Here is a 22,164-nt window from a genome sequence, read left to right as displayed (position 1 = left end):
CTCCCCGCACGAAAAGTCGGCCCCGCCGACTTTCCGCGCAGGAGACCCGGGCCGCCGTCCGTCAGCGGACGACGTCGAAGACGTTCTTCTGCAGCCCGTTGTCGTAGGCCTCGTACTCGACGAGCTTCAGCTTCTGCACGTCCTTGTCCGTCGTGCTGAACAGCCGCTTGCCCGCGCCCAGCAGCAGCGGGAAGACGAGCAGGTGGTAGCGGTCGATCAGGCCGGCGTCCGAGAGGGCCTGGTTCAGCGAGGCACTGCCGTGGACGATGATCGGCCCGCCCTCGGTCTCCTTCAGCGCCGCGACCTCGTCCAGGGAGCGCAGGATCGTCTGCTCACCCCAGTTCGACACCAGGTCCTTCTCGTCGAGGGTGGTGGAGACGACGTACTTCGGCATCACCTTGTACTCGGCGAAGTCCGCCATGTCCGGCCACACGGGGCTGAACGCCTCGTAGCTGACCCGGCCCATCAGCATTGCCGCCGCCTCCTGCTGCTCCCGGCCCTTGATCTCGAACGCCTCGGGCAGGAACTCGGTGTGCTTGAAGGTCCACCCGGAGTTCCGGTAGCCGGGCTCGCCGCCCGGCGCCTCCACGACGCCGTCGAGCGAGATGAACGCGGTGCTGATCAGGGTGCGCATCAGGACTTCCTTGGTCTCGTGTCCGATTTCTCAGCAGACTAGGCCTGCGCACGCTTCGACCACCCGTGCGGCCCCGGCGCGCCGACCCATGATCTATGACTGTCGATCACGGAGAAACTCATCGGTCCTCGCGAAATCCGACACGCATTGCATCCTTGCTACGCCTTCAGCCCCTCGCGCCCTCACGCCCTCGCGCCCTCGCGCCCTCACGCCCTCACGCGGGCGCGACGGCCGCCCCGGGCGCGGCCGGGCCACGGAACGACTGCGCCCGGCTCAGCACCAGACTGGTCGTCGTGCTCCCGAACTGGGCCAGCTCGTCGACGACTTCCTCCAGGTGCGCCATCGACGTGGTCGCCACCTTCATGACGTAGCAGTCGTCCCCGGTGGTGCGCAGGCACTCCAGGATCTCCGGGCGCTCCCCGATCAGCCGGCGCAGCGGCTCGTGCCGCGTCCCCGGCCCCGGGTACTTCAGCCGGACCACCGCCAGCACCGGGTATCCGGCCCGCTCCAGGTCCACCTCGGCCCGGTAGCCCGTGATCACCCCGGCCGTCTCCAGCCGCCGCACCCGCTCCGTCGTGGCCGACGCGCTCAGGTTGACCCGCCGCGCCAGCTCCGTGAACGCGACCCGGCCGTCCCGCTGAAGTTCCGTCAGGATCGCCCAGTCCGTTGCATCAAGACTCTCGGTCATCCCGCCAGATTACCGGCGGATCCACGGCCGAACCGCCCCTGAACAGGCAGGAACCCCTTCAGTCGACCCCTCCTGCCTCCCTAGGCTGAACGGCATGAAGATCGGATCCATGACCCGCCGCTCCGACTCCAGCGGCTCCTGTCGGAGGATGCCGCCCACCCCCGCACCGCCCACCCCCGCACCGCCCACCGCGGCCGACGACGACACCGCGTGGTCCTGCACACCTCGTCGCCCGGCGGCGCCCCGTGGGGCCGCCCGAACTGGGCGCCGCACCCCGAGCTGAAGCCCGCACACCGGACGCCTCCGGGCGTCGTCCGCAGAGCGGTGGCCGCCCGCCGAGGGGCCGGTGGGACGGAGTCGCCCCATGCCTCCCCCGGGCAGCCGGCGGCGGAGGAAGGCGATCCGCTCGTGCAACTCGAAGAGCAGTGACCAGCCGCTGAAGCACCTCACCGGCCGGGAACACACCTTGGACGACGACATCGCGGCGCTCGACCTCGCGGCTGATCCGGTTCGAGGTCGAACTCACCGGCGGCGGACCGCCAGTGGACGCCGTCGGCGTTCTGCCGGCCGCCACGACCTGCCCCTGGCCGAACCCGCCGTGGGCCGCCCGCGCCGAACGACTCCCCGCCCCCTTCCGGCCGGGCTTGGCAGCGCTCGCCTTCGAGTGATCTCGGGCGGGGCGTCGGCGCGGCCCCGGTCGGCCGCCGCGCATCTTCGGTATGCCTGGCCGGGGCCGGAGCCCGTGGGTCCGGTCGATCCCCAACTCGGCTCCGCTCAGAAGGATTTCATCGCCGCAAACGGCTGCCGCCGCGCCGCACAGAAGTAACGCCCACCCCCCGAGGCCCGGCCCGGACCCCGCGCCGGCCCGGGCCTCCCTGCTGCGGCCGGGACCTCCCCGCGACAGCGGGAACGCAGGAAGTCGGCGAGACCGACTTCCTGCGCCCGCCTCCCGGCGCCGGAAAGCGAGCACCGGCAAGGGGGCCACCGCGCGGGAAGTCGGCCGGGCCGACTTCCCGCGCGAAGCGCCCGCCGCCACCGGCTTGCCCCTCCCCCAGGGGCAGACAGCAGAGTGAACGCGTGCACGAGGACTTGATCTCCATCGGGGAGCTGGCCTCCCTGACCAGGCTCAGCCCCAAGGCCCTGCGCCTCTACGGGGAGCGGGGGCTGCTGACACCCGCCCTGGTCGACCCGAGGACGGGGTTCCGCCGCTACGCCCTCGCCCAGGTCGAGCGGGCCCGCCGCATCGCGCTGCTGCGCGCCGTCGGCATGCCGCTCGCCCGGATCGCGGAGCTGCTGGACGCGGGCGACACCGCCGACGCGGGCAGCACGAGCGGCCACCCGGACGACAGGGGCACCCCCGTGCAGGTGCGCCTGCTCGACGCCTACTGGCGGGAGCAGGAGTCCGAGCACACGGCCCGCCGGGAGGCGGTGGGCTACGCCCGAGCGGTTCTGAGTGGAAGGCCCCTGACCATGTACCGGATCGACGAACGCGAAGTGCCCGCACAGAAGGTGCTGTTCACCCGGCGCCACGTGACCGCCGCCGACCTGGCCGGATTCCTGGGCGAGGCCAGTGAACTGCTCCTCGCCCATCTGCGGCAGACCGACGCCTGCCTCTCCGGACCGATCTTCAGCATCTTCCACGGCCACGTCAGCGAGGAGTCCGACGGCCCGGTCGAGGTCTGCGCGCCGACGACGAACACGGTCGAACCGGCGGAGCGGATCGGGGTGCGCATCGAACCCGCGTGCCGGGAGGCCTACACGCGTCTGACGAAGGAGCACAAGGACTTCGCGACCATGACGGCGATCCACGACGCCGTCGGCGCCTGGGTCGGCGAGCACGGGTTCGCGCGCAGCGGCCCCAACCGGGAGGTCTACTACCCGAACTGGGCCACCGCCGCCCCGGACGAGCACGTCGCGGACGTCGCCGTGCCGTTCCGCCCGCGCTCCGGCGGGTAGGCACTCCCGAACACCGGGCGTCTGATGCCCGACGCCGGGCGACGGGCACCGGGCACCGGGCGCCGGGCGCCGGGCGACGGGCGACGGGCGCCGGGCGACGGGCGACGGGCGCCGGGCGACGGGCGCCGGGCCTTGATCGAGCAGGACGGCCGTCCCGTCCCTACGAAGCCTCGTGGACCCGCACCAGCAGGGTCATCAGCTGCCGCTGCTCGTCCGGGTTCAGCGGCGCCAGCAGTTCTTCGTTCGCCGCCTCCGCCAGGGCCGCGCAGCGGGCGAGCAGCGCGACTCCCTCCGGAGTCACCGTGACGGCGTTCTTCCGCTTGTCGGCCGGGTCCGGGGCGCGCAGGACGTAGCCCGCCTCCTGGAGGTGGTTGAGGATGCCGACCATGTCCTTGGGGTCGACGGCGAGCAGGCGCCCCAAGTCGGCCTGGGCCACCGGGCCGTACTCGGCCGTGGCGGCCAGCACCGCGTGCTGCATCAGCTTGATCCCCTCCGCGGCGATCGCATCGGCGACCAGGCCCCGGCCGCGCGCCGCGACACGGCCGACGAGCCAGCTCGGCAGGGACTGGATGTGCTGGAGGGGCGTGGTCATGCGTCCAGCCTACTCCGGATTTCATTGGACTTCCCAACGACATTCCGCCTATCGTTGGGCTACCCAATGAATCTGGATCCGGGAGGTCCTGTGCTGCGCATCCGCCACGAGGTCAACGGCGGCCCCGAGGTGCTGTTCGCCGAGGAGGCCGCCGTGCCCACCCCCGGCACCGGCGAGCTGCTGGTGCGGGTCGAGGCGGTCGGCGTCACCCTGCCCACCGTCCGCAAGGTCCGCGAGGGCAGCGGACCGGTCTCCTTCGGCGGCGAGATCGCCGGGAGGGTCACCGCCACCGGTCCCGACGTCACCGCCTACGCCGTCGGCGACCGCGTCACCGGGCTCTGCTTCGCCGACGCCTACGCCGAGTTCGCCGTCCTGAACACCGCCATGGCCTCCCGGATCCCCGACGACGCCACCGCCGTCGAGGCCGTCGCCCTGGTCCGCAGCGGCCTGGTCGCGCGCGGCGCCTACGAGGCGGCGCGCGTGGAGCCCGGCGAATCCGTCCTGGTCACCGCCGCCGCCAGCGGCGTCGGCACCCTTGCCCTCCAGTACGCCCGAGCCGGCGGGGCGGGGCGCGTCGTCGCCGCCGTCGGCAGCGACGCCAAGGCCGACTTCGTCCGCTCGCTCGGCGCCGACGAAGTCATCCGCTACGCCGACGCCGACTGGGGCGGCCCCTACGACGTGATCCTCGACGGCGTCGGCGGCGACCTGCTCGGCCCCGCCGTCCGCGCCCTCGCCACCGGCGGCCGGCTGGTGGCCTACAGCTCCGGCGGCGGCACCGTCGAGGCGTACGAACTCCTGCTCCGCGGAGCCTCGGTGATCGGCTTCCAGATGCGTGCCGTCGCCCTCGGCAAGCCCGACGTCTACGCCCGCTGGCTCCGCGAACTCTGGCAGCTGCGCGACGCGGGCACCCTGCGCACGGCCGTCCACGCCGAGATCCCCCTCGCCGAGGCCGCCCGCGCCCACGCCCTCATCGAGCAGCGCCGCAACCTCGGCAAGGTCGTCCTGGTGCCGTAGCCGGAGCCCGGGTCACTTCGTCACCACCGGATCCCCCGGAGGCGGCATGAGGCAGGGCGTGATGATCCCGATGCTCATCCCGTTGCCGTCCCCTCCAACGGTGGAGTCGACGCTCAGGAGGTAGTCGCTCTCCGGATGCTTGGCGTCGAGCAGCGCGTTCGGCTCGCCCTCGTAGGTCTCCCAGTAGCCCACGATCCGCAGCCCCTCCGACTTGGCCATGTCGCGGATCTTCCGAACCACCTCGGGATGCCGTCCACGTGGCACGACACTCCTGGCGTTGAACATGAGCACGTACCGGTCGTCCGGCGCCGTCTCGAAGTTCTTGCCGGTGCACGGGCTGAACAAGGAGTCCTCTCCCGCCGGATCGAGCGTGATACCGGCCACCTGGGCCGCGTGCTCGGTGATCTGACGCGCCCAGGCCCGGGCTTCCTCCCGCCCCTTGACCGGAAGCGGAGCGTTCTTTCCCTCGTCATCGACCGACACGCAGGCCCCCATCATCACGACCATCAGAACGACCCCGGAAAGCCGGCGGACCGCCCTCCCCGGCGCAGCACCCCCACGGCCGACACCCCGCGCCCCACGCACCGACACGTCCACCGTCACCAGTACCAAGTCCCCTCGACAAAGCCCTCCTTCGGGACCGTCGTCGGTGGTGCGCCCACGATGACACGCCCCTGGTTCTTCAGACTCTCGCTGCCTTCGGCCCAGTAGTTCCCGTGACCGGTTGTATCGATCTTGAGGTTGCTCCCGCCGAACCCCTCCATGTGCGGAGAGGGTCCGAACGGGACGCCGCCGACGAGTCTCGTGAAATCCTGCTTGGCCTCCCCGACCCAGACGTGCTTGGGATCCACCCCCAGATCGGACGCACTGGAGACCCCCATGCCGGGGCTGCCGAGCGCCACGATGTCGTCGACCGGCAGGCCGCCACCCTCACGCGCGGCAACCCCGGCGGCATAGCTTCCGTAGCTGTGCGCGATGACCGTCACATGACTGCACACGTTGTCGGCCTGCGCAGCCCGCACACCCTGGCTGAAGCGACGCAGGTCAGGTGCCGCGTCCTGCCCCCTGGTCGGCGACAACGGGCTTCCGGTGGACCATTCGGGAGCGTCGTACCCGAGCCAGGAAATGACAGCCACACCGGCTGACCGGCCGGCGGCCTGGTCCTCCGCCGCTTTCTGCAGCCTCGCGACGTGGTCCATCTGCCCCGGCACGCTGTTGAGGTCGGTGCTCGTCCCGGGGACGAAGATCGCCGTGTGCAGGGCCTTGTCAGGGTTGCCCGTGGAGACGATGGCGCGGCCGTCCGACGCGTCCGAGTCGATTCCCAGCAGGAACATCCGGTGCATCTCGTCCTTGCCGTCGCTCTGATCCAACTTCTGCTTGATCGTCTCCAGGGCCTCCCGCCGTTTCCGGTAGGTCTCCTCGTCGAGCCCGGCGGTTCCGACCGCTCCGGCCTGGAGGGCATCCAGCTTCTGGTCCAGCACGAGCCGGTTGGCCTTGTCCCGGACGTCGGACGGCAGGCCGTCCAGCCGTCCCAACTCGGCGGGCCGCAGGGCCAGGTAGGTCTGCTGCTGCTCCGCGCTCAGGCCCTTCCACCACTCCGCCGACTTCTTCGGGTCCTTCCCGTCCGGCACCGCGCCGCCTGCGAGCCCGAGGTCGCCCATGACGGCCGCCGCGTCCAGTCCGGTCTCCGCCATCGCTCCGAGCCCGCGGGCCGGGTCGAGGATGTCGCCCCCGAGGCGTCCGAGCGCCGTCCTGCCCTGGTCACTGGCCTGTTGGGCCGTCTTCAGTGCCGCGTTGATCCGGTCCTGGCAGGCGTTCCTGGTGAAGGCGAGCGAGCGGAGGGCGTCCTGGGTGTCCTGGTCGTGGCGGTCGTCCCAGGTCTGCGCGGGCAGCTGGACCGTCCCGTCCGCGGCGATCGTCAATCCGGCCGTCTGCGCCTCGTGAACGGCACCGACCAGGGCGGTCTTCGCCTGCTGCATCCGGTCGGCGACCGTGTTCAGCGTCAGCACCACGGCCTCGGCCTCGACCCGGACGATGTCCAACTGCTGCTCGGTGCGCTCAAGGTAGGAGAACGCGGCGGTCGCGTCACCGCCCTGCCAGTGCTGCCGCAGCGGGCCGTTGACCTGTGTCCGATGGCGGGTGTCGACGCCGTCCACGGCGTGGGCCAGTGCTTTCCAGCTCTTCGCGGCGTCCCTCAGACCGTGCGGGTCGAACGTGGCCAGCAGCTCGTAGAGGCTGGTCACTGCACGGCTTCCTTCCACCCGCTGACCAGCGCCCGCTCGCCCTGCTGGTGGCCCTCGGCACTGGTCTCCAGCTTGGCGCCGGTGTCCACGAGCCGCTGCCGCAGCTTGCCGAGCGGGGCGTCCCAGTCCTTCCCCAACTGGCCGAGCGCGCCCGCCACCGACCAGCCGGCGAGCTGGGCGGCGGCCGTCGCGGTCGTGGCCAGGACCGACTTGACCGGTTCGACGAGCTCCCCGCCCAGGGCTCTGGCCGCTCCCGCCGAGGCGCGCAGCTCCGGGCCCACCTTGATGTCCGCCAACGAGATCTCCCCCCAGAGACGCCACACGGTGCACGACAGCGGATACGGCGGCCTTCCCGGAGGAGGACGCTGCGCGTCCGCACGACTACCCAGATGCTAGAGGTGCCCGGCGGTGCGCGCGGCGGTGTTCGGGAATTCGCACACGGCACGGGAAGTCGGGCCGGTCGGCTTCGCGCTCCGCCCGCCCGGCGGGCCTCCGGCCGCGGCGAGAGGCCCGCCGGGGGACGCTGCCGCGGCTACGAGACGAAGCCCACGACGCCGAACCCCGGACGCGCCTCCACGTGGCGGAGCCACTTGACGACGTCCATGACGGCGTCGACCACCTCCGGCTCCAGCGGCGGCGCGTGGCCCTGACGCTTGGTCTCCTCGAACTCCTCCAGGGCCTGCAGGCACTGCTCGTGCGTCCACTCGCCGCAGCCCGGCAGGTACGAGGACGGGACGGGGTCGGGCAGCCCGGAGCCGTAGCCGAACTCGGACACCGACACGGCGGTGATCCGCAGCGCCCGCAGCCCCTCGTCCACGACGGACAGCCAGTCGCCCTTGTACGGGCTGAAGGAGGAGTTGTCGAGGAAGGACCCGGTCAGCGCGCAGAGGCGCTTGTAGGCGTAGCCGTACTGGAACGCGTGCTCCCGGTCCTCCCCGAAGGGCCCGCCGTGCACCACGGCGCGCAGCGCCTCGTAGGCCGTCGGGGCGCCGGCCTCGATCTCGGATTCGAACCACTCGTCGTCCGACGCCAGGTCGGCGCCGAAGCTGTCGCGGATGACCTGGAGCAGCTGGTCGTCACCGGAGCCGACCAGGGCGCGGGTGGCCTTCGGGTCCAGCAGGTACACACTCAGGGAGGAACTCATGGCACGACGCTATCGCCGCGGACCGACAGCGGGACGCGGGGCCGCCCTCCCCCGTCGGGCCCGCGCACAGGACGCCGGACCGGCCGACTTCCCGCTCCGCGCACCCGCCGGTCTCCGGGCCGACCCTGAGGGGAACCCCGAGGCCAGGTCCCCCTCCGAGGGGAAGGAGGTCAGGGACGGGATCGGCTTGTGGGCTGAGGAATCGGGGGCGCCGACGGCGGAGCATTGAAGTACGCCAGCCGGAGAGACCGGCCACCGGCGACACAGCAACGGAGCTTCCCATGAGCCGCCTCGCCCGCCCCCGCCACAACCGCGTCATCGCCGGCGTCTGCGCCGGGCTCGCCGAGCGGTTCGGGCTCACCCCGTGGACCGTCCGCGCGATCTTCCTGGCCTCCTGCCTGCTGCCCGGCCCGCAGTTCCTGATCTACCTGGCGCTCTGGCTGCTGCTCCCCCAGGAGCCGTGATCCGGCCGGGGCCGGCCGCCCCGCTGCGCGGGCCGTGACGGATCACCCCGTGACGGATCACCCCGCGACGCGCGGCAGCCCCACGACGAACAGCCCACGACGGACCACCCACGACGACCGGTCGCCACGAGCGGCCACCGCCACCGCAGAACCACCACCGCGGAACCACCACCGCAGGACCACCACCGCAGGACCACCACAGGACCGTCATGACGGAACGGGCCGCTCACTCCGGGGGGAGTGAGCGGCCCGTTCGCCGTGCGGGTGGGGCGCCGTACGAGTGGGCGGAGCGTCAGCCGCCGAGGCCCGGGAGGATCCCGGTGAGCCCGCCGACCGGGGTCTTGTCGAGGCCCGGGATGCTCGGCACGCCGGCCCGGTTGGCGGTCGCGGCGGGGGCCGCGGCCTGGCCCGCGCCGGGGGCGAGGGTGCCGAGGGTGTTGGCGACCCGGTCGCCGCCGGGCAGCTTGGCGGCGGTGTCGGTGACGGCCCCGGTGACGGCCGGGTTGGTCAGCGCGCTGGTCGGGAGCCCCAGGCCACCGGTGGCGGCGGGGGCGGCGGACGCGCTGCCGGCGCCGACGGCGGCGATGGCGATGCCGAGCGCGGCGGTGCCGGCGGCCTTGAGAGTGGCCTGCTTCATGTGGTTCGTCCCCTTGGGTCCTCGTCGGTGGCCGACCGGCACGGCTGGCGCGACGGGGTCCGCCCGCCACGGCCGGTCAGCATTGACTGGCACACCGTAATGATTGGATCGCACCAGGACCAAAGGCCGTTCACCCACACGAGTGGGTAGTCGGATGAACGCCAAAATCCTTGCGGGAAAAGGGTGTTCAAACAGTGCCCGAGGGGCGTTCATCCGACCGGAAAGGACGCTTCTCAGCTGCCGGCGCTGAACAGCCACTCCGCCTTGAGCTCGGCGTAGCCCGGCTTGATCACGTCGTTGATCATCGCGAGCCGCTCGTCGAACGGCAGGAACGCCGACTTCATCGCGTTCACGGTGAACCACTCCATGTCGCCCAGCGTGTAGCCGAAGGCCTCGACCAGGTGGCCGAACTCCTTGCTCATGCTGGTGCCGCTCATCAGCCGGTTGTCGGTGTTCACGGTGACTCGGAACTTCAGCCGGCTGAGCAGCCCGATCGGGTGCTCGGCGTACGAAGTGGCCGCCGCCGTCTGCAGGTTGGAGGTCGGGCACATCTCCAGCGGGATGCGCTTGTCGCGCACGTAGGCGGCCAGGCGGCCCAGCTGGACGCTGCCGTCCTCGTTGACGGTGATGTCGTCGACGATCCGCACGCCGTGGCCGAGCCGGTCGGCGCCGCAGCACTGCAGGGCCTCCCAGATCGACGGCAGGCCGAAGGCCTCGCCCGCGTGGATGGTGAAGTGGTTGTTCTCGCCCTTGAGGTAGTCGAAGGCGGCCTGGTGGCGGGTGGGGGGGTAGCCCGCCTCGGCGCCGGCGATGTCGAAGCCGACGACGCCCGCGTCGCGGTGGCGGTTGGCCAGTTCGGCGATCTCCTGCGAACGCGCGGCGTGCCGCATCGCGGTGATCAGGGTGCCGATCCGGATGCGGTGGCCGGCGGCGCGGGCGTTGGCCTCGCCGAGGCGGAAGCCCTCCTGGACGGCCTCGACGACCTCGTCCAGGGACAGGCCGCCCTCCAGGTGCTGCTCGGGGGCGTAGCGGACCTCGGCGTAGACGACGCCGTCGGCGGCGAGGTCCTCGGCGCAGTCGGCGGCGACCTTGATCAGGGCATCGCGGGTCTGCATGACGGCGCAGGTGTGCGCGAAGGTCTCCAGGTAGCGGACCAGCGAGCCGGAGTCGGCGGCTTCGCGGAACCACTCGCCGAGCTCCTCGGCGTCGGTGGTGGGGAGTCCCTGGTAGCCGACGGCCGCGGCCAGCTCGACCACGGTCTCGGGGCGCAGTCCGCCGTCGAGGTGGTCGTGCAGGAGCACCTTCGGGGCGCGGACGATCTGGTCGGGCGTGGGGATCCGGGGGCCGGCGCCCGCGGTGGTGACGGGGATCTGCTTCTCCATTGCGGGAGTGTAGCTCCTACGCGCGTAGACGGGCCAGCGTCGACAGGGCCGAATCGGCCAATGTCCACCGGGAATTCCACCAAAGGGATGATCCGGGCAACCTACTCGCCAGTCGCCCGGACTCCGCCCGCCGCACCGGCCCTCGGACGGCGTCCGCCGCACCGGCCCTCGGACGGCGTCCGCCCTCAGTCGTGCTCCAGCAGCCGCCCCCGCCGCGACAGCACGAAGTCCCGGAACGCCGCCACCGGCGGAGTCGGCGGCCGGCCCGCCGCCCACGCCAGGCCGATCGCCCGCCGGGTGCGCGGCGCCGTCACCTCCAGCTCCACCGCCCCCGGCCGCGGCACCAGCGCCGGCGGCAGCAGCGCCACCCCCAGGCCCGCCGCCACCAGCCCGCGCAGCGTCTCCGCCTCCTCCCCCTCGAACGCGAGCCGCGGCACGAACCCCGCCTCCGCGCAGAACCCGTCCGTGATCGCCCGCAGCCCGTACCCCCGCTCCAGTCCGACGAACGGCTCCTCCGCCACCTCCGCCAGCCGGATCCGGCGACGGCCGGCCAGCCGGTGGTCGGCCGGGACGACCAGGTACAGCCGCTGCTCGTCCAGCCGGCGGGCCACCAGCGCCGGGTCGTCCTCCGGCAGCGGAGCGACCAGGCACAGGTCCAGCTCCCCCGCCCGCAGCCGGCCCAGCATCGCGCCGACGTAGTCCTGCACCAGCTGGAACCGCACCTGCGGGTACGCGGCACGGAAGTCCCGCAGCAGCGCCGGGACCGCGTCCGTCCCCATGGTGTGCAGGAAGCCGAACGCCACCCGGCCGGTCGCCGGGTCCGCCTCCGCCCGGGCCGCCTCGACGCCGCGCTCCACCTCGGCCAGCGCCCGCTCCACGGAGTCCAGCAGCAACCGGCCGGCCCTGGTCAGCCGGACCGTCCGGCCCTGACGGGCCAGCAGATCCACGCCCAGCTCCGCCTCCAGCCGGGCCACCGAGCGGGACAGCGTCGGCTGCGGCATGCCCAGCAGCGCGGCCGCCTGCGTCACGTGCTCCAGCCGGGCCACCGCCGCGAACTGGGCCAGCATCGGCGCCAGTTGCGCCGCCGGCAGGTCCGGCCCCAGCTCCGCGAGCCTGGCCGGCGCCGCGCTCCCCCCAGCGTTGCCCTCGCCGTCCTCCACCACTGTGTGCACCGCCCTCACTGCCGCACGCTCCACTCATACCCGTACGCATGGATTATCGACGTCCCATGCATTGGACGCATCAGTTGCACAGGCCTACGGTCGACGTCATGCAGCCCTCCAGTACCGGGGCGTCCGTGGCCACTCCGGACGCCCTCGCCCAGCCGACCCCGGGAACCCCGGGAACCCCGGGAACCCCGGGAACCCCGGGGACCCTCACGGCCGCGCGGCCCACCACGCCCCGGCCCACCGCCGCCACGCCGAAGATCGCCGCCGACGCCGCCACCAACGCCGCGACCGCGGCCGCCGTCGCGGCCGCCACCGCCGACGACCGCCACCGCCCCGGCCAGCGCGCCTTCCGCCGCGCCAACCTCGCACTCTTCGCCGCCGGCATCGCGACCTTCGTCCTCCTCTACTCCACCCAGGGCCTGCTGCCGGTCCTCTCGGCCGACCTCGACCTCACCCCCGGCCAGGCCAGCTGGACGGCCTCCGCCGCCACCCTCGGACTCGCCCTCGCCCTGCTCCCCGCCAGCGCGCTCTCCGACCGGTACGGCCGCACCGCCGTGATGACGGCCTCCGTCCTCGCCGCCTCCGCCCTCGCCCTGGCGCTGCCCTTCGCGCCCGACCTGAGCACCCTGGTCGTGCTCCGCGTCCTCCAGGGCGCCGCCCTCGCCGGGCTCCCCGCCACCGCAATGGCCTACCTCGCCGAAGAGGTCCACCCGTCCGCGCTGGCCTCCGCGATGGGCCTGTACGTGGCCGGCAACAGCATCGGCGGCATGGGCGGCCGACTGCTCTCCGGCTGGGTCGCCGCCGGCTTCGGCTGGCGCTGGGGCCTGGCCGCCTCCGCCGCCCTCGCCCTGCTCGCCGTGCTCGCCTTCCGGCTGCTGATCCCCGCCGCCCGCCACTTCACCCCTGCCCCGGTGGACGCCCGCGCCCTCGCCCGCACGGTCGGCCGCCACCTGCGCAACCCGCTGCTGGTCCGGCTGTACCTGCTCGGGATGCTCTTCATGGCCGTCTTCGGCGCGGTCTACAACACCGTCGGCTACCGGCTGGTCTCCGCGCCGTTCCACCTGCCGGAGTCGGTGGCCGCCTCGATCTTCGTGGTCTACCTGGTCGGCACCGGCACCTCGGCCGCCGCCGGGCGCCTCTCCGGCCGGCTCGGCCGCCGGGGCGCGCTGTACGTCGCGATCGGCACCACCGCCGCCGGGCTGCTGCTCTCGCTCGCCGGCTCGCTGACCTTCGCGCTGCTCGGCCTGGTCCTGATCACGGCCGGTTTCTTCGCCGGCCACGCCACCGCGTCCTCGACGGTCGGCCGCACCGCCACCGAGGGGCGCGCGCAGGCCTCCGCGCTCTACCTGATCGCCTACTACCTGGGGAACAGCCTGGGCGGGACGATCGGCGCCGACGCCTACCACTCCACCGGCTGGCCGGGCGCCGCCACCGTCGGCCTCGCCGCGATGGCCCTCGCCGCGGGCGTCACCCTCTACGCCACCCGCCAGGCCCACACCGCCGCGCTCCGGCGCGCGGACGGGCTGCGGGGCGGACTCTCGATCCGGTAGAACCCGCCCGTGGCAGATCCGGAACTCCGCCACCACTCCCGTCACCGGCCGGCGGATACCTGACGCTCGCTGTCAGGTATCCGCCGTAGCTTTCCTGCGTACCGTCCGAACGACCAGAGGAACGCGATGGCCACCTTCGTCCTCATCCCCGGCATGCTGCACGGCGGCTGGTGGTACCGGCCGCTGACCGACGGGCTGCGCGCCGCAGGGCACGAGGTGCACCCGCTGACGCTGACCGGGGTGGCCGAGCGCGGCCACCTGAACGACGGCACGGTCAACCTGGACACCCACGTCCGGGACGTGGTCTCCGTCCTGGAGGCCGAGCGCCTCACCGACGTGGTGCTGGTCGCGCACAGCTACGGCGGGATGGTCGCCTCCGGCGTGGCCGACCGGGTGCCGGAGCGGATCGGGAAGCTGCTGTACGCGGACTCCTTCGTCCCCCGGGACGGCGAGTCGGCGTACGGGATCGTCACCGGGGTCTGGAAGCAGCGCTACCTGGCCGGTGCGGCCGCCGACGGCTTCACCACACGCGGCCGCAACCCCGCGCTCGACCCGCGCGCCACCGTCCACCCGCTGGCCACGCTGCTCCAGTCGGTCACCCTCACCGGCGCCCTCGACGCCGTCACCGACCGCACCTACGTCCACGCCGCGGGCTTCGAGGAGAGCCCGTTCCTCGACACCGTCGCCCGGCTGCGCGAGGACCCGTCGTGGAGGGTGCTCGACCTCCCGGTGGGCCACGACCTCATCCGCGAGGCCCCCGAGGAGTTCCTCAAGATCGCCCTCGCCACCGCCGGCTGACGGGCACCCGGCCGTCGGCGACCGCCGATACGCTCCCGGCCATGAGCATCGATCCCACCGTGTTCGCCCGGCTGCGCGAGATCGCCGATCAGCTGCCCCGGATTCCCGGGGTGGGGAAGGTCGAGATCGCCGACGGCCAGATCTTCCTGGCGCTGTCGCCCGTGATGCGGCACGAACTCGCCGTTGCCCGGATCGCCCGACAGCTCAACACCCAGCTGCCGGCCACGCACCCCGGGTACATCGCGCACCCGGGCGCCGACCTGGAGGACATCGGCCTGGGGCGGCTCAGGCGCCCGGACCTCATGGTCTTCGTAGACGAGGCCCTGGAGAGCGAGCAGCCGGCGCTGCGCCCTGACCAGGTCCTCCTCGTCATGGAGGTCGTCTCCAAGTCCAACCCGGAGAACGACTACGAGAACAAGGTCCACGACTACTCCGCCATGGGCATCCCGCTCTACCTGCTGATCGACCCGCGCACGGGAACAGGCATCGTGCATTCGGAGCCGCACTACGAGTCCCGCGAGAAGTTTTCCTTCGGCGACACCGTCACCGTCGGCCCGTGGACGCTCGACACCGGGGACCTGCGCACGTACGCCTGAGTACGGCGTCCGCGCGCGGGCCCCCGGTGGGCGGACCGGGGATCAGGCGATGCGGTCCAGCACGATCGGGTTCGGGGTGAACGCCGTGCCGGCCGGGGAGACCTCGACGCCGCCGGCGAGGGCCTCGATCGCGTAGTCGAAGCGCTCCGGGGTGTCGGTGTGCAGGGTGAGCAGCGGCTGACCGGCCACCACGGTGTCGCCGGGCTTGGCGTGCATCTCGACGCCGGCGCCCGCCTGGACCGGGTCCTCCTTGCGGGCGCGGCCGGCGCCGAGGCGCCAGGCGCTGACGCCGACGGCGTACGCGTCCAGCTTGGTCAGCACGCCGGAGGCCGGGGCGGGGATGACGTGCTGCTCGCGGGCGACCGGCAGCGGGGCGTCGACGTCGCCGCCCTGGGCGGCGATCATGCGGCGCCAGTGGTCCATCGCGGAGCCGTCGCGCAGCGCGTCGGCCGGGTCCTTGCCGTGCACGCCCGCGGCGGCCAGCATCTCGCGGGCCAGGGCGAGGGTGAGCTCGACGACGTCGGCGGGGCCGCCGCCGGCCAGCACCTCGACGGACTCGCGGACCTCCAGCGCGTTGCCCGCGGTGAGGCCGAGCGGGGTCGACATGTCGGTGAGCAGCGCGACGGTGTTGACGCCGGCGGTGGTGCCGAGGCCGACCATGGTGCGGGCCAGCTCGCGGGCGTCGTCGAGGTTCTTCATGAAGGCGCCGGAGCCGACCTTGACGTCCAGGACGAGTGCGCCGGTGCCCTCGGCGATCTTCTTGGACATGATCGAGGAGGCGATCAGCGGGATGGCCTCGACGGTGCCGGTGACGTCGCGCAGGGCGTAGAGCTTCTTGTCGGCGGGCGCGAGGCCGTCGCCGGCGGCGCAGATGACGGCGCCGGCCGAGTGCAGCACGTCCATCATCTCCTCGTTGGAGAGCAGGGCGCGCCAGCCGGGGATGGACTCCAGCTTGTCGAGGGTGCCGCCGGTGTGGCCGAGGCCGCGGCCGGAGAGCTGCGGGACGGAGGCGCCGCAGGCGGCGACCAGCGGGGCGAGCGGCAGGGTGATCTTGTCGCCGACGCCGCCGGTGGAGTGCTTGTCGCTGGTCGGCTGGGCGAGGGAGGAGAAGTCCATCCGGACGCCGGAGCGGATCATCGCGTCGGTCCAGCGGCTGATCTCGCGGAGGTTCATGCCGTTCAGCAGGATGGCCATGGCCAGGGCGGACATCTGCTCGTCGGCGACCTCGCCGCGGGTGTAGGCGTCGATGACCCAGTCGATCTGAGCGTCGCTCAGCTCGTCGCGGTCGCGCTTGGTCCTGATGACGGAGATGGCGTCCATGGTTGCTCCATTGCTCCCGGGAGGGGTTCGGAAAAGCGGCTTTCAAAAACGGCGTGCGGTGGGACCGCGTTCGGGAAAGCGTCGTGCGCAGGCGGCACCCGAAAAGCGGAGAGTGCCGCGAGCCGGCCCGGTCAGGGCCCGCTCGCGACACTCTACGCGCGTAACAAATGGCAGTGCTAGAGCCGCTCCGGCCCGAACGCGTCGGGCAGGACCTCACTCATCGGCCGTACGCCGGACGGCAGCTCGATCAGCAGGTCCGGTCCGCCGTGCTCGTACAGCAGCTGGCGGCAGCGGCCGCACGGCATCAGCAGCTCGCCGGCCCCGTCCACGCAGGTGAACGCGGTCAGGCGGCCGCCGCCGCCGGCGTGCAGTGCGGAGACCAGACCGCACTCGGCACAGAGGCCGAGCCCGTACGAGGCGTTCTCCACGTTGCAGCCGGTGACCAGCCGCCCGTCGTCCACCAGGGCGGCGGCGCCGACCGGGAACTTGCTGTACGGCGCGTACGCGTGGCGCATCGCCTCGCGCGCGGCCTCCCGCAGCCGCTCCCAGTCGACGTCCGCCGGGGCCGGCGTCACTTGCCCTGGCCCTTGCGGTAGATCTGGCCGTCGGCCTTCGGCGGCCGCAGCCGCTGCGAGGCCAGCGAGAGGACCACCAGGGTGATGACGTACGGCGTCGCCACGATCAGCGGACGCTGCACCTCCTCGGTGGTGAAGTACCAGGTGAACAGACCGCCGGACACCACGAAGGTGATCAGCGCGGCCGGGATCTTGCGGCGGTACAGGTTCCAGAGCGCCAGCAGCACCATCGCGATGGCGACCACCAGGATCAGCACGTGCACCGACTCCGGGTCGCGCAGCTGGAGGCTGTCGGTGAAGCCGAACAGGCCGGCGCCCATGGCGAGGCCGCCGGGCATCCAGTTGCCGAAGATCATCGCCGCGAGGCCGATGAAGCCTCGGCCGTTGGTCTGGCCGTCCTTGTAGAAGTGCGCCGCGACCAGCGAGAGGTACGCGCCGCCCAGGCCCGCGAAGGCGCCGGAGCTGATGACCGCGAGGTACTTGTACTTGTAGACGTTGACGCCCAGGGACTCCGCCGCGGTCGGGTTCTCACCGCAGGAGCGCAGCCGCAGGCCGAACACCGTGCGCCAGAGGGCGAAGTAGCTGACCACGATCAGCGCGCCGGCCAGCAGCACGACCACCGAGATGTTGGTGACCAGGCCGCCGAGCACACCGGCCACGTCGGAGACCAGGAACCAGTGGTGGGCCTCGATGTCCTTCAGCCCCGAGGAGAGGCCGGGGACGGTGATGTACGGCAGCGGATCGGCCGGCGGGGACTGGTTCGCGCCGGCACCGGCGGAGATGTAGTCCTTGTAGTAGATCCGGTTGACGTACGCGCAGATGCCGGGGATCAGCAGGTTGACGCCGACACCGGAGACGATGTGGTCGACGCCGAAGGTCACGGTGATGACGGCGTGCAGCAGGCCGCCGAGGGCGCCGCCGAGCATGCCGGCCACCAGACCGAACCACGGGCTGACCAGGTAGCCGCCCCAGGCTCCGGCGAAGGTGCCGGCGACCATCATGCCTTCGAGGCCGATGTTGACCACGCCGGCCCGCTCGGACCAGAGACCGCCGAGACCGGCCATGCCGATCGGCACGGCGGCGCTGAGCGCCGCGGTGACCTGCCCGGAGGAGGTCAGCGAGTGGTTGTCGGTGATCATGCCGACGGCGGAGAAGAGGACCAGGGCGCCCGCGATCAGCAGCAGCACCACCGGCCAGGACATCTTGCGCTTCTTGGCGGGAGCACCCGGCGCCTTGGCGCGGGCTGCGGTGGCCGTGCTCATGCGGACACCTCCTTCTTCTCGTTGGCCGCGGCGGCCTGGGCGGCGAGCTCGGCGCCGACCTTCTGCTGCTGGCGCTTGAGGCCGTAGCGGCGCACCAGCTCGTAGGCCACGACGACGCAGATGACGATGGTGCCCTGCATGACCGGGACGATCTCGAACGGGAAGCCGCCCTGGAGCGGCAGCTGGGCGCCGGTGGCGTCCAGGAAGGCGAAGAGCACGGCGGCGAAGGCCATGCCGATCGGGCTGTTGCGGCCGAGCAGCGCGACCGAGATGCCCAGGAAGCCGAGGCCGCCCTGGAAGCTCTGGCCGTAGTTGTACGAGTTCTGCAGCAGCTCGGGCAGGCCGATCAGACCGGCCAGCCCGCCGGAGACCGCCATCGAGATGACGATCATGCGCTTGACGTTCACACCGGACGCGGTGGCCGCGGTCTCCGAGCGGCCGGTGGCGCGCAGGTCGAAGCCGAAGCGGGTGCGGGTCAGGGTGAACTGGAAGGCCACGCCGACCAGGATCGCGATGAAGAGGAAGCCGTAGAGCGGCCCGCCGTCGGTGTTGATCGCGAAGAAGTGGCTGGACTCGGAGACCGGGGCGGTCTGGATCGAGTTGCTGGTGCCGCTCTTCTCCGGCGCGAAGATGCCGGGGACGAGCAGCAGGCCGACGATGGCCACCGCGATGGCGTTCAGCATGATGGTCGAGATGACCTCGCTGACGCCGCGGAGCACCTTCAGCAGACCGGCGATGCTCGCGTACAGGCCACCGACCAGCATGGCGGTGATCAGCAGCAGCGGGATCTGGATGAACGACGGCAGGTCCAGCCGGCTGCCGACGAACGCCGCGAACAGCGCGGCCACCTTGTACTGGCCCTCGACACCGATGTTGAAGAGGTTCATCCGGAAGCCGAAGGCGGCGGCCGCGGCGGCCAGGTAGTACGTGGTGGACCGGTTGAGGATGGCCACCTGGCCGTCCGACTTGGTGGCGTACGTGAGCATCACGTTCCAGGCGTCGAACGGGTTCTTGCCCGAGGTCGCCAGGAGCACCGAACAGATCGCGACGGAGAGCAGCACGGCGAGCACCGGTGCCGCGAGGGCGAGGACGATCTTCTCGCCGTCGAACCGCTGCGCCAGCGAGCGCTTGGCGGCGGGGGTGGGACTGGTCATGTGGCTACTCCCCCGCCTGCTGGTCGCCGGCGGTGTCGGTGGGGGTGTCGTCCCCGGCGGTGTCGGACGGGGCGTCGTCGCCGGTGGCCGGCTCGGCCTCGGTGCCCTCGACCCGGGTCGCGTGGGACTCCTCGACGGCCTCGGGCTCGGACTCGATGTGGCCGCGGGCCGCACCGGTCATCGCGGTACCGAGGTCCTCGGCGGTGACGGTGGCCGGGTCGGCGTCGGCGACCAGCCGGCCGCGGTAGATCACCCGGATGGTGTCGGAGAGCCCGATCAGCTCGTCCAGGTCGGCGGAGATCAGCAGGACCGCGAGGCCCTCCCGCTGCGCGACCCGGATGTGCTCCCAGATCTGCGCCTGCGCGCCGACGTCCACACCGCGGGTGGGGTGGGCGGCGATCAGCAGCTTGGGCCGGTGGCTCATCTCGCGGCCGATGATCAGCTTCTGCTGGTTGCCGCCGGAGAGGGACGCCGCGGTGACCTCGATGCCGGGGGTGCGGACGTCGTACTGCTCGACGATCCGCTGGGTGTCCTTGCGGGCACCGGCCGGGTCGAGCAGGACGCCCTTGGAGTTCGGGGTCTCGGTGACGTGGCCGAGGATCCGGTTCTCCCAGAGCGGGGCCTCCAGCAGCAGGCCGTGCCGGTGGCGGTCCTCGGGGATGTAGCCGATGCCGGCCTCGCGGCGGGCCCGGGTGAGGGTGCCGGAGAGGTTCTTGCCGTCGAGGGTGACGGTGCCGCCGTCCAGCGGCAGCATGCCCATGATGGCCTCGACCAGTTCGGCCTGGCCGTTGCCCTCGACGCCGGCGATGCCGAGGATCTCGCCCTTGTGGATGCGCAGCGAGATGTCGTCCAGGACCACGCGCTCGATGCCCTCGGCGTCGGTCTTGGCGATCCGCAGGCCGTCGACGCGCAGCGTCTCGTCGGTGGTGACGGTGGACTCGCGGCTCTCCGGGGAGGGCAGCTCGGAGCCGACCATCAGTTCGGCGAGCTGCCGGGCGGTGACGCTCTTCGGGTCCGCGTCGCCGACGGTGGTGCCGCGGCGGATGACGCTGATCGCGTCCGCCACCGAGAGCACCTCGTGCAGCTTGTGCGAGATGAAGATGACGGTGACGCCCTCGGACTTGAGCTCGCGCAGGTTGTCGAAGAGTGCGTCGACCTCCTGCGGGACGAGCACGGCCGTGGGCTCGTCGAGGATCAGGATCTTGGCGCCGCGGTACAGCACCTTGAGGATCTCGACGCGCTGGCGGTCGGCGACGCCGAGGTCCTCGACCAGGGCGTCCGGGCGCACGCCCAGGCCGTACTGGTCGGAGATCTCCTTGATCTTCGCCTTGGCCTTGGCGCCGATGCCGAACAGGTGCTCGCCGCCGAGGACGACGTTCTCCCAGACGGTGAGGTTGTCGGCGAGCATGAAGTGCTGGTGCACCATGCCGATGCCGCGCGCGATGGCCTCGCCCGGGGTGTTGAACTCGCAGAGCTCACCGTTGATCGCGATGGTGCCCTCGTCCGGCTTCTGCATGCCGTAGAGGATCTTCATCAGCGTCGACTTGCCGGCGCCGTTCTCGCCCATGAGGGCGTGCACGGTGCCGGTGCGGACGGTGAGGTTGATGTCGTGGTTGGCCACGACACCGGGGAAGCGCTTGGTGATGCCGCGCAGTTCGACGGCCGGTGTCGCCGTCCCCGCGCTGGGGGTACCGCCCGTGTTCGGGGCGGGATCGGATGCGGTGATGGCGATCTCCTGGTGGTCTGGAGGCGCGTCGTTGCGCTGGAGGGCCAAAAGCGAAAAACGGTGGAGGGACGGGACGGGGCCCGGGGGTACGCACTGAGCGCACCCTTCCGGGCCCCTCCCTGATGTTGCGTCCATCATGGCGCTGCCGGGCAGGCGGCAGCGGCAGCGACGTCCGGTCGAACCCTTACTTGGTGGGGTCGGTCGGGACGGTGGTGGCGCCGCTCTTGATGGCGTTGGCGGCCTCGTCGAGCTTGCCCTTGATGTCGTCGATCTTGCCGCCGGTGGTGGCGAGCGAGACACCGTCGGCCTTGAGGTCGAAGTTCTTCACGCCGGTGAAGGTGGAGCCCTTCTTGGCGGACTCGATGTAGGCGAAGACGGCCTTGTCGACGTTCTTCACCATCGAGGTCATGATGCTGTTCTTGTACTTCGCCAGGGCCGGCTGGGCGGCCTGGTCGGAGTCGACGCCGATGGCCAGGGCGTTCGCGTTGGCGGCGGCCTCGATCGCACCGTTGCCGGAGGAGCCGGCGGCGGTGTAGATGACGTCGGCCTTCTTGTCGATCTGGCCCTGCGCGGCTTCCTTGCCCTTGTCGGGCGAGGCGAAGCCGGAGAAGTCCGGCGGGGTGGTCAGGTAGGTGACCTCGACCGGCATGTTCGGGTCGACGGACTTGACGCCCGCGCGGTACCCGGCCTCGAACTTCTTGATCAGCTCGGACTGCACGCCGCCGATGAAGCCGACGTGCTTGTTCTTGGACTTGAGGGCCGCGGCCACACCGGCCAGGTACGAGCCCTCCTGCTCCGAGAAGGTCAGCGAGGTGACGTTGCTCGGCTGGGTCTCGGAGGCCGAGTCGATGATCGCGAACTTGGTGTTCGGGTTCTCCTTGGCGACCTTCTCGACCGCGGCCTGGTAGACGAACCCGACGGCGATGATCGGGTTGTAGCCCGCGGTCACCAGGTTCTTGAGGCGGGTCTCCTTGTCGGCCTCGGCCTCGCCGGTCTTGGCGTCGGCCTCGGTGACGGCGACGCCGAGCTCGTTCTTGGCCTTGTCCAGGCCGCGAGCGGCGGAGTCGTTGAAGGACTGGTCGCCACGGCCGCCGATGTCGTAGGCCATGCCGACCTTCAGGCCGCCGTCGGCGGAGCCGGAGGAAGCGGTGGTGTCGTTGCTCTTTGCGCCGCAAGCGGCGAGCGAGGCGATGCCCAGGGAACCCGAGAGCACAACCGCGGCGAGCTTAGTAGAACGGCGCAAGGGAGTATCTCCTTCTC

Annotated in this window: 22 protein-coding genes; 6 read left to right on the top strand and 16 right to left on the bottom strand. The window is 71.9% G+C overall.

Features of this window, described 5'->3' with window-relative positions; all coding sequences use genetic code 11:
- Positions 1-61: 61 nt before the first annotated feature.
- Together AC067J_RS06790 and AC067J_RS06785 are read right to left on the bottom strand one after the other, a co-directional pair.
- Positions 62-634, bottom strand: a complete 573-nt coding sequence (locus AC067J_RS06790) for a dihydrofolate reductase family protein (RefSeq protein ID WP_478296867.1) — start codon at positions 632-634, stop codon at positions 62-64.
- Positions 635-848: 214 nt separating this feature from the next.
- Positions 849-1,322, bottom strand: a complete 474-nt coding sequence (locus tag AC067J_RS06785; protein ID WP_478296866.1) for an Lrp/AsnC family transcriptional regulator — start codon at positions 1,320-1,322, stop codon at positions 849-851.
- A gap of 1,077 nt (positions 1,323-2,399) precedes the next feature.
- Between AC067J_RS06785 and AC067J_RS06780 the strand changes: the two genes are divergently transcribed.
- Complete coding sequence (locus AC067J_RS06780; RefSeq protein WP_478296865.1) at positions 2,400-3,278, top strand: MerR family transcriptional regulator; 879 nt, start codon at positions 2,400-2,402, stop codon at positions 3,276-3,278.
- 160 nt (positions 3,279-3,438) lie between these two features.
- Here the strand turns inward: AC067J_RS06780 and AC067J_RS06775 are convergent, their stop codons facing one another.
- Entirely contained in the window at positions 3,439-3,870 is a 432-nt protein-coding gene (locus AC067J_RS06775; protein WP_478296864.1) for a MarR family winged helix-turn-helix transcriptional regulator, read from the bottom strand.
- A 90-nt stretch (positions 3,871-3,960) separates the two neighbouring features.
- On the opposite strand from AC067J_RS06775, the gene AC067J_RS06770 reads away from it, so the two are divergent.
- Entirely contained in the window at positions 3,961-4,884 is a 924-nt protein-coding gene (locus AC067J_RS06770) for a quinone oxidoreductase family protein (protein ID WP_478296863.1), read from the top strand.
- A gap of 12 nt (positions 4,885-4,896) precedes the next feature.
- Here the strand turns inward: AC067J_RS06770 and AC067J_RS06765 are convergent, their stop codons facing one another.
- The 4 genes from AC067J_RS06765 to AC067J_RS06750 form a co-directional block, all read right to left on the bottom strand.
- Positions 4,897-5,391, bottom strand: a complete 495-nt coding sequence (locus tag AC067J_RS06765) for a hypothetical protein (protein WP_478296862.1) — start codon at positions 5,389-5,391, stop codon at positions 4,897-4,899.
- Between the two features lie 92 nt (positions 5,392-5,483).
- Positions 5,484-7,127 (bottom strand): alpha/beta hydrolase, encoded by a 1,644-nt coding sequence (locus AC067J_RS06760; RefSeq protein WP_478296861.1) that lies wholly within the window; start codon positions 7,125-7,127, stop codon positions 5,484-5,486.
- Positions 7,124-7,423, bottom strand: a complete 300-nt coding sequence (locus AC067J_RS06755) for a hypothetical protein (protein ID WP_478296860.1) — start codon at positions 7,421-7,423, stop codon at positions 7,124-7,126. The genes AC067J_RS06760 and AC067J_RS06755 overlap by 4 nt, the downstream gene beginning before the upstream one ends.
- Positions 7,424-7,659: 236 nt before the next feature.
- The gene (locus AC067J_RS06750) at positions 7,660-8,271 is read right to left on the bottom strand and encodes a DUF7691 family protein (protein ID WP_478296859.1); all 612 of its coding nucleotides are present in this window, start codon (positions 8,269-8,271) and stop codon (positions 7,660-7,662) included.
- A gap of 281 nt (positions 8,272-8,552) precedes the next feature.
- Here AC067J_RS06750 and AC067J_RS06745 point away from each other — a divergent pair, with 281 nt between their 5' ends.
- Entirely contained in the window at positions 8,553-8,735 is a 183-nt protein-coding gene (locus AC067J_RS06745) for a PspC domain-containing protein (protein WP_478296858.1), read from the top strand.
- A gap of 292 nt (positions 8,736-9,027) precedes the next feature.
- Here the strand turns inward: AC067J_RS06745 and AC067J_RS06740 are convergent, their stop codons facing one another.
- The 3 genes from AC067J_RS06740 to AC067J_RS06730 form a co-directional block, all read right to left on the bottom strand.
- Positions 9,028-9,372, bottom strand: coding sequence for an ATP-binding protein (locus tag AC067J_RS06740; protein ID WP_478296857.1), 345 nt, complete (start codon positions 9,370-9,372; stop codon positions 9,028-9,030).
- Positions 9,373-9,605: 233 nt separating this feature from the next.
- Entirely contained in the window at positions 9,606-10,754 is a 1,149-nt protein-coding gene (locus AC067J_RS06735; RefSeq protein ID WP_478296856.1) for an adenosine deaminase, read from the bottom strand.
- A 185-nt stretch (positions 10,755-10,939) separates the two neighbouring features.
- A complete protein-coding gene (locus tag AC067J_RS06730) occupies positions 10,940-11,821 on the bottom strand; it encodes a LysR family transcriptional regulator (RefSeq protein ID WP_478296950.1) in 882 nt (293 codons plus the stop codon).
- A gap of 203 nt (positions 11,822-12,024) precedes the next feature.
- Between AC067J_RS06730 and AC067J_RS06725 the strand changes: the two genes are divergently transcribed.
- From AC067J_RS06725 to AC067J_RS06715, 3 genes are all read left to right on the top strand, one after another.
- A complete protein-coding gene (locus tag AC067J_RS06725) occupies positions 12,025-13,473 on the top strand; it encodes an MFS transporter (protein ID WP_478296855.1) in 1,449 nt (482 codons plus the stop codon).
- Positions 13,474-13,599: 126 nt separating this feature from the next.
- The gene (locus AC067J_RS06720) at positions 13,600-14,271 is read left to right on the top strand and encodes an alpha/beta fold hydrolase (RefSeq protein ID WP_478296854.1); all 672 of its coding nucleotides are present in this window, start codon (positions 13,600-13,602) and stop codon (positions 14,269-14,271) included.
- A 41-nt stretch (positions 14,272-14,312) separates the two neighbouring features.
- On the top strand, positions 14,313-14,867 hold the full coding sequence (locus AC067J_RS06715) for a Uma2 family endonuclease (protein WP_478296853.1): 555 nt from the start codon (positions 14,313-14,315) through the stop codon (positions 14,865-14,867).
- A 42-nt stretch (positions 14,868-14,909) separates the two neighbouring features.
- Here AC067J_RS06715 and AC067J_RS06710 read toward each other — a convergent pair whose 3' ends face one another.
- The 6 genes from AC067J_RS06710 to AC067J_RS06685 all read right to left on the bottom strand — a co-directional run bounded on the left by AC067J_RS06710 (position 14,910) and on the right by AC067J_RS06685 (position 22,147).
- Positions 14,910-16,187 (bottom strand): thymidine phosphorylase, encoded by a 1,278-nt coding sequence (locus AC067J_RS06710; RefSeq protein WP_478296852.1) that lies wholly within the window; start codon positions 16,185-16,187, stop codon positions 14,910-14,912.
- Between the two features lie 176 nt (positions 16,188-16,363).
- A complete protein-coding gene (locus tag AC067J_RS06705) occupies positions 16,364-16,762 on the bottom strand; it encodes a cytidine deaminase (protein WP_478296851.1) in 399 nt (132 codons plus the stop codon).
- On the bottom strand, positions 16,759-18,024 hold the full coding sequence (locus AC067J_RS06700) for an ABC transporter permease (RefSeq protein ID WP_478296850.1): 1,266 nt from the start codon (positions 18,022-18,024) through the stop codon (positions 16,759-16,761). The genes AC067J_RS06705 and AC067J_RS06700 overlap by 4 nt, the downstream gene beginning before the upstream one ends.
- Complete coding sequence (locus tag AC067J_RS06695; protein WP_478296849.1) at positions 18,021-19,178, bottom strand: ABC transporter permease; 1,158 nt, start codon at positions 19,176-19,178, stop codon at positions 18,021-18,023. Before AC067J_RS06695 ends, AC067J_RS06700 begins: the two co-directional genes overlap by 4 nt.
- Positions 19,179-19,182: 4 nt before the next feature.
- Entirely contained in the window at positions 19,183-21,039 is a 1,857-nt protein-coding gene (locus AC067J_RS06690; RefSeq protein ID WP_478296949.1) for an ABC transporter ATP-binding protein, read from the bottom strand.
- A 49-nt stretch (positions 21,040-21,088) separates the two neighbouring features.
- The gene (locus tag AC067J_RS06685) at positions 21,089-22,147 is read right to left on the bottom strand and encodes a BMP family lipoprotein (RefSeq protein WP_478296848.1); all 1,059 of its coding nucleotides are present in this window, start codon (positions 22,145-22,147) and stop codon (positions 21,089-21,091) included.
- Positions 22,148-22,164 lie beyond the last annotated feature (17 nt).

This window comes from Kitasatospora sp. NPDC042419, assembly GCF_056437345.1.
Note: the sequence above shows the minus strand (reverse complement) of the source record. Positions and strands in the feature narration are given on the sequence as shown.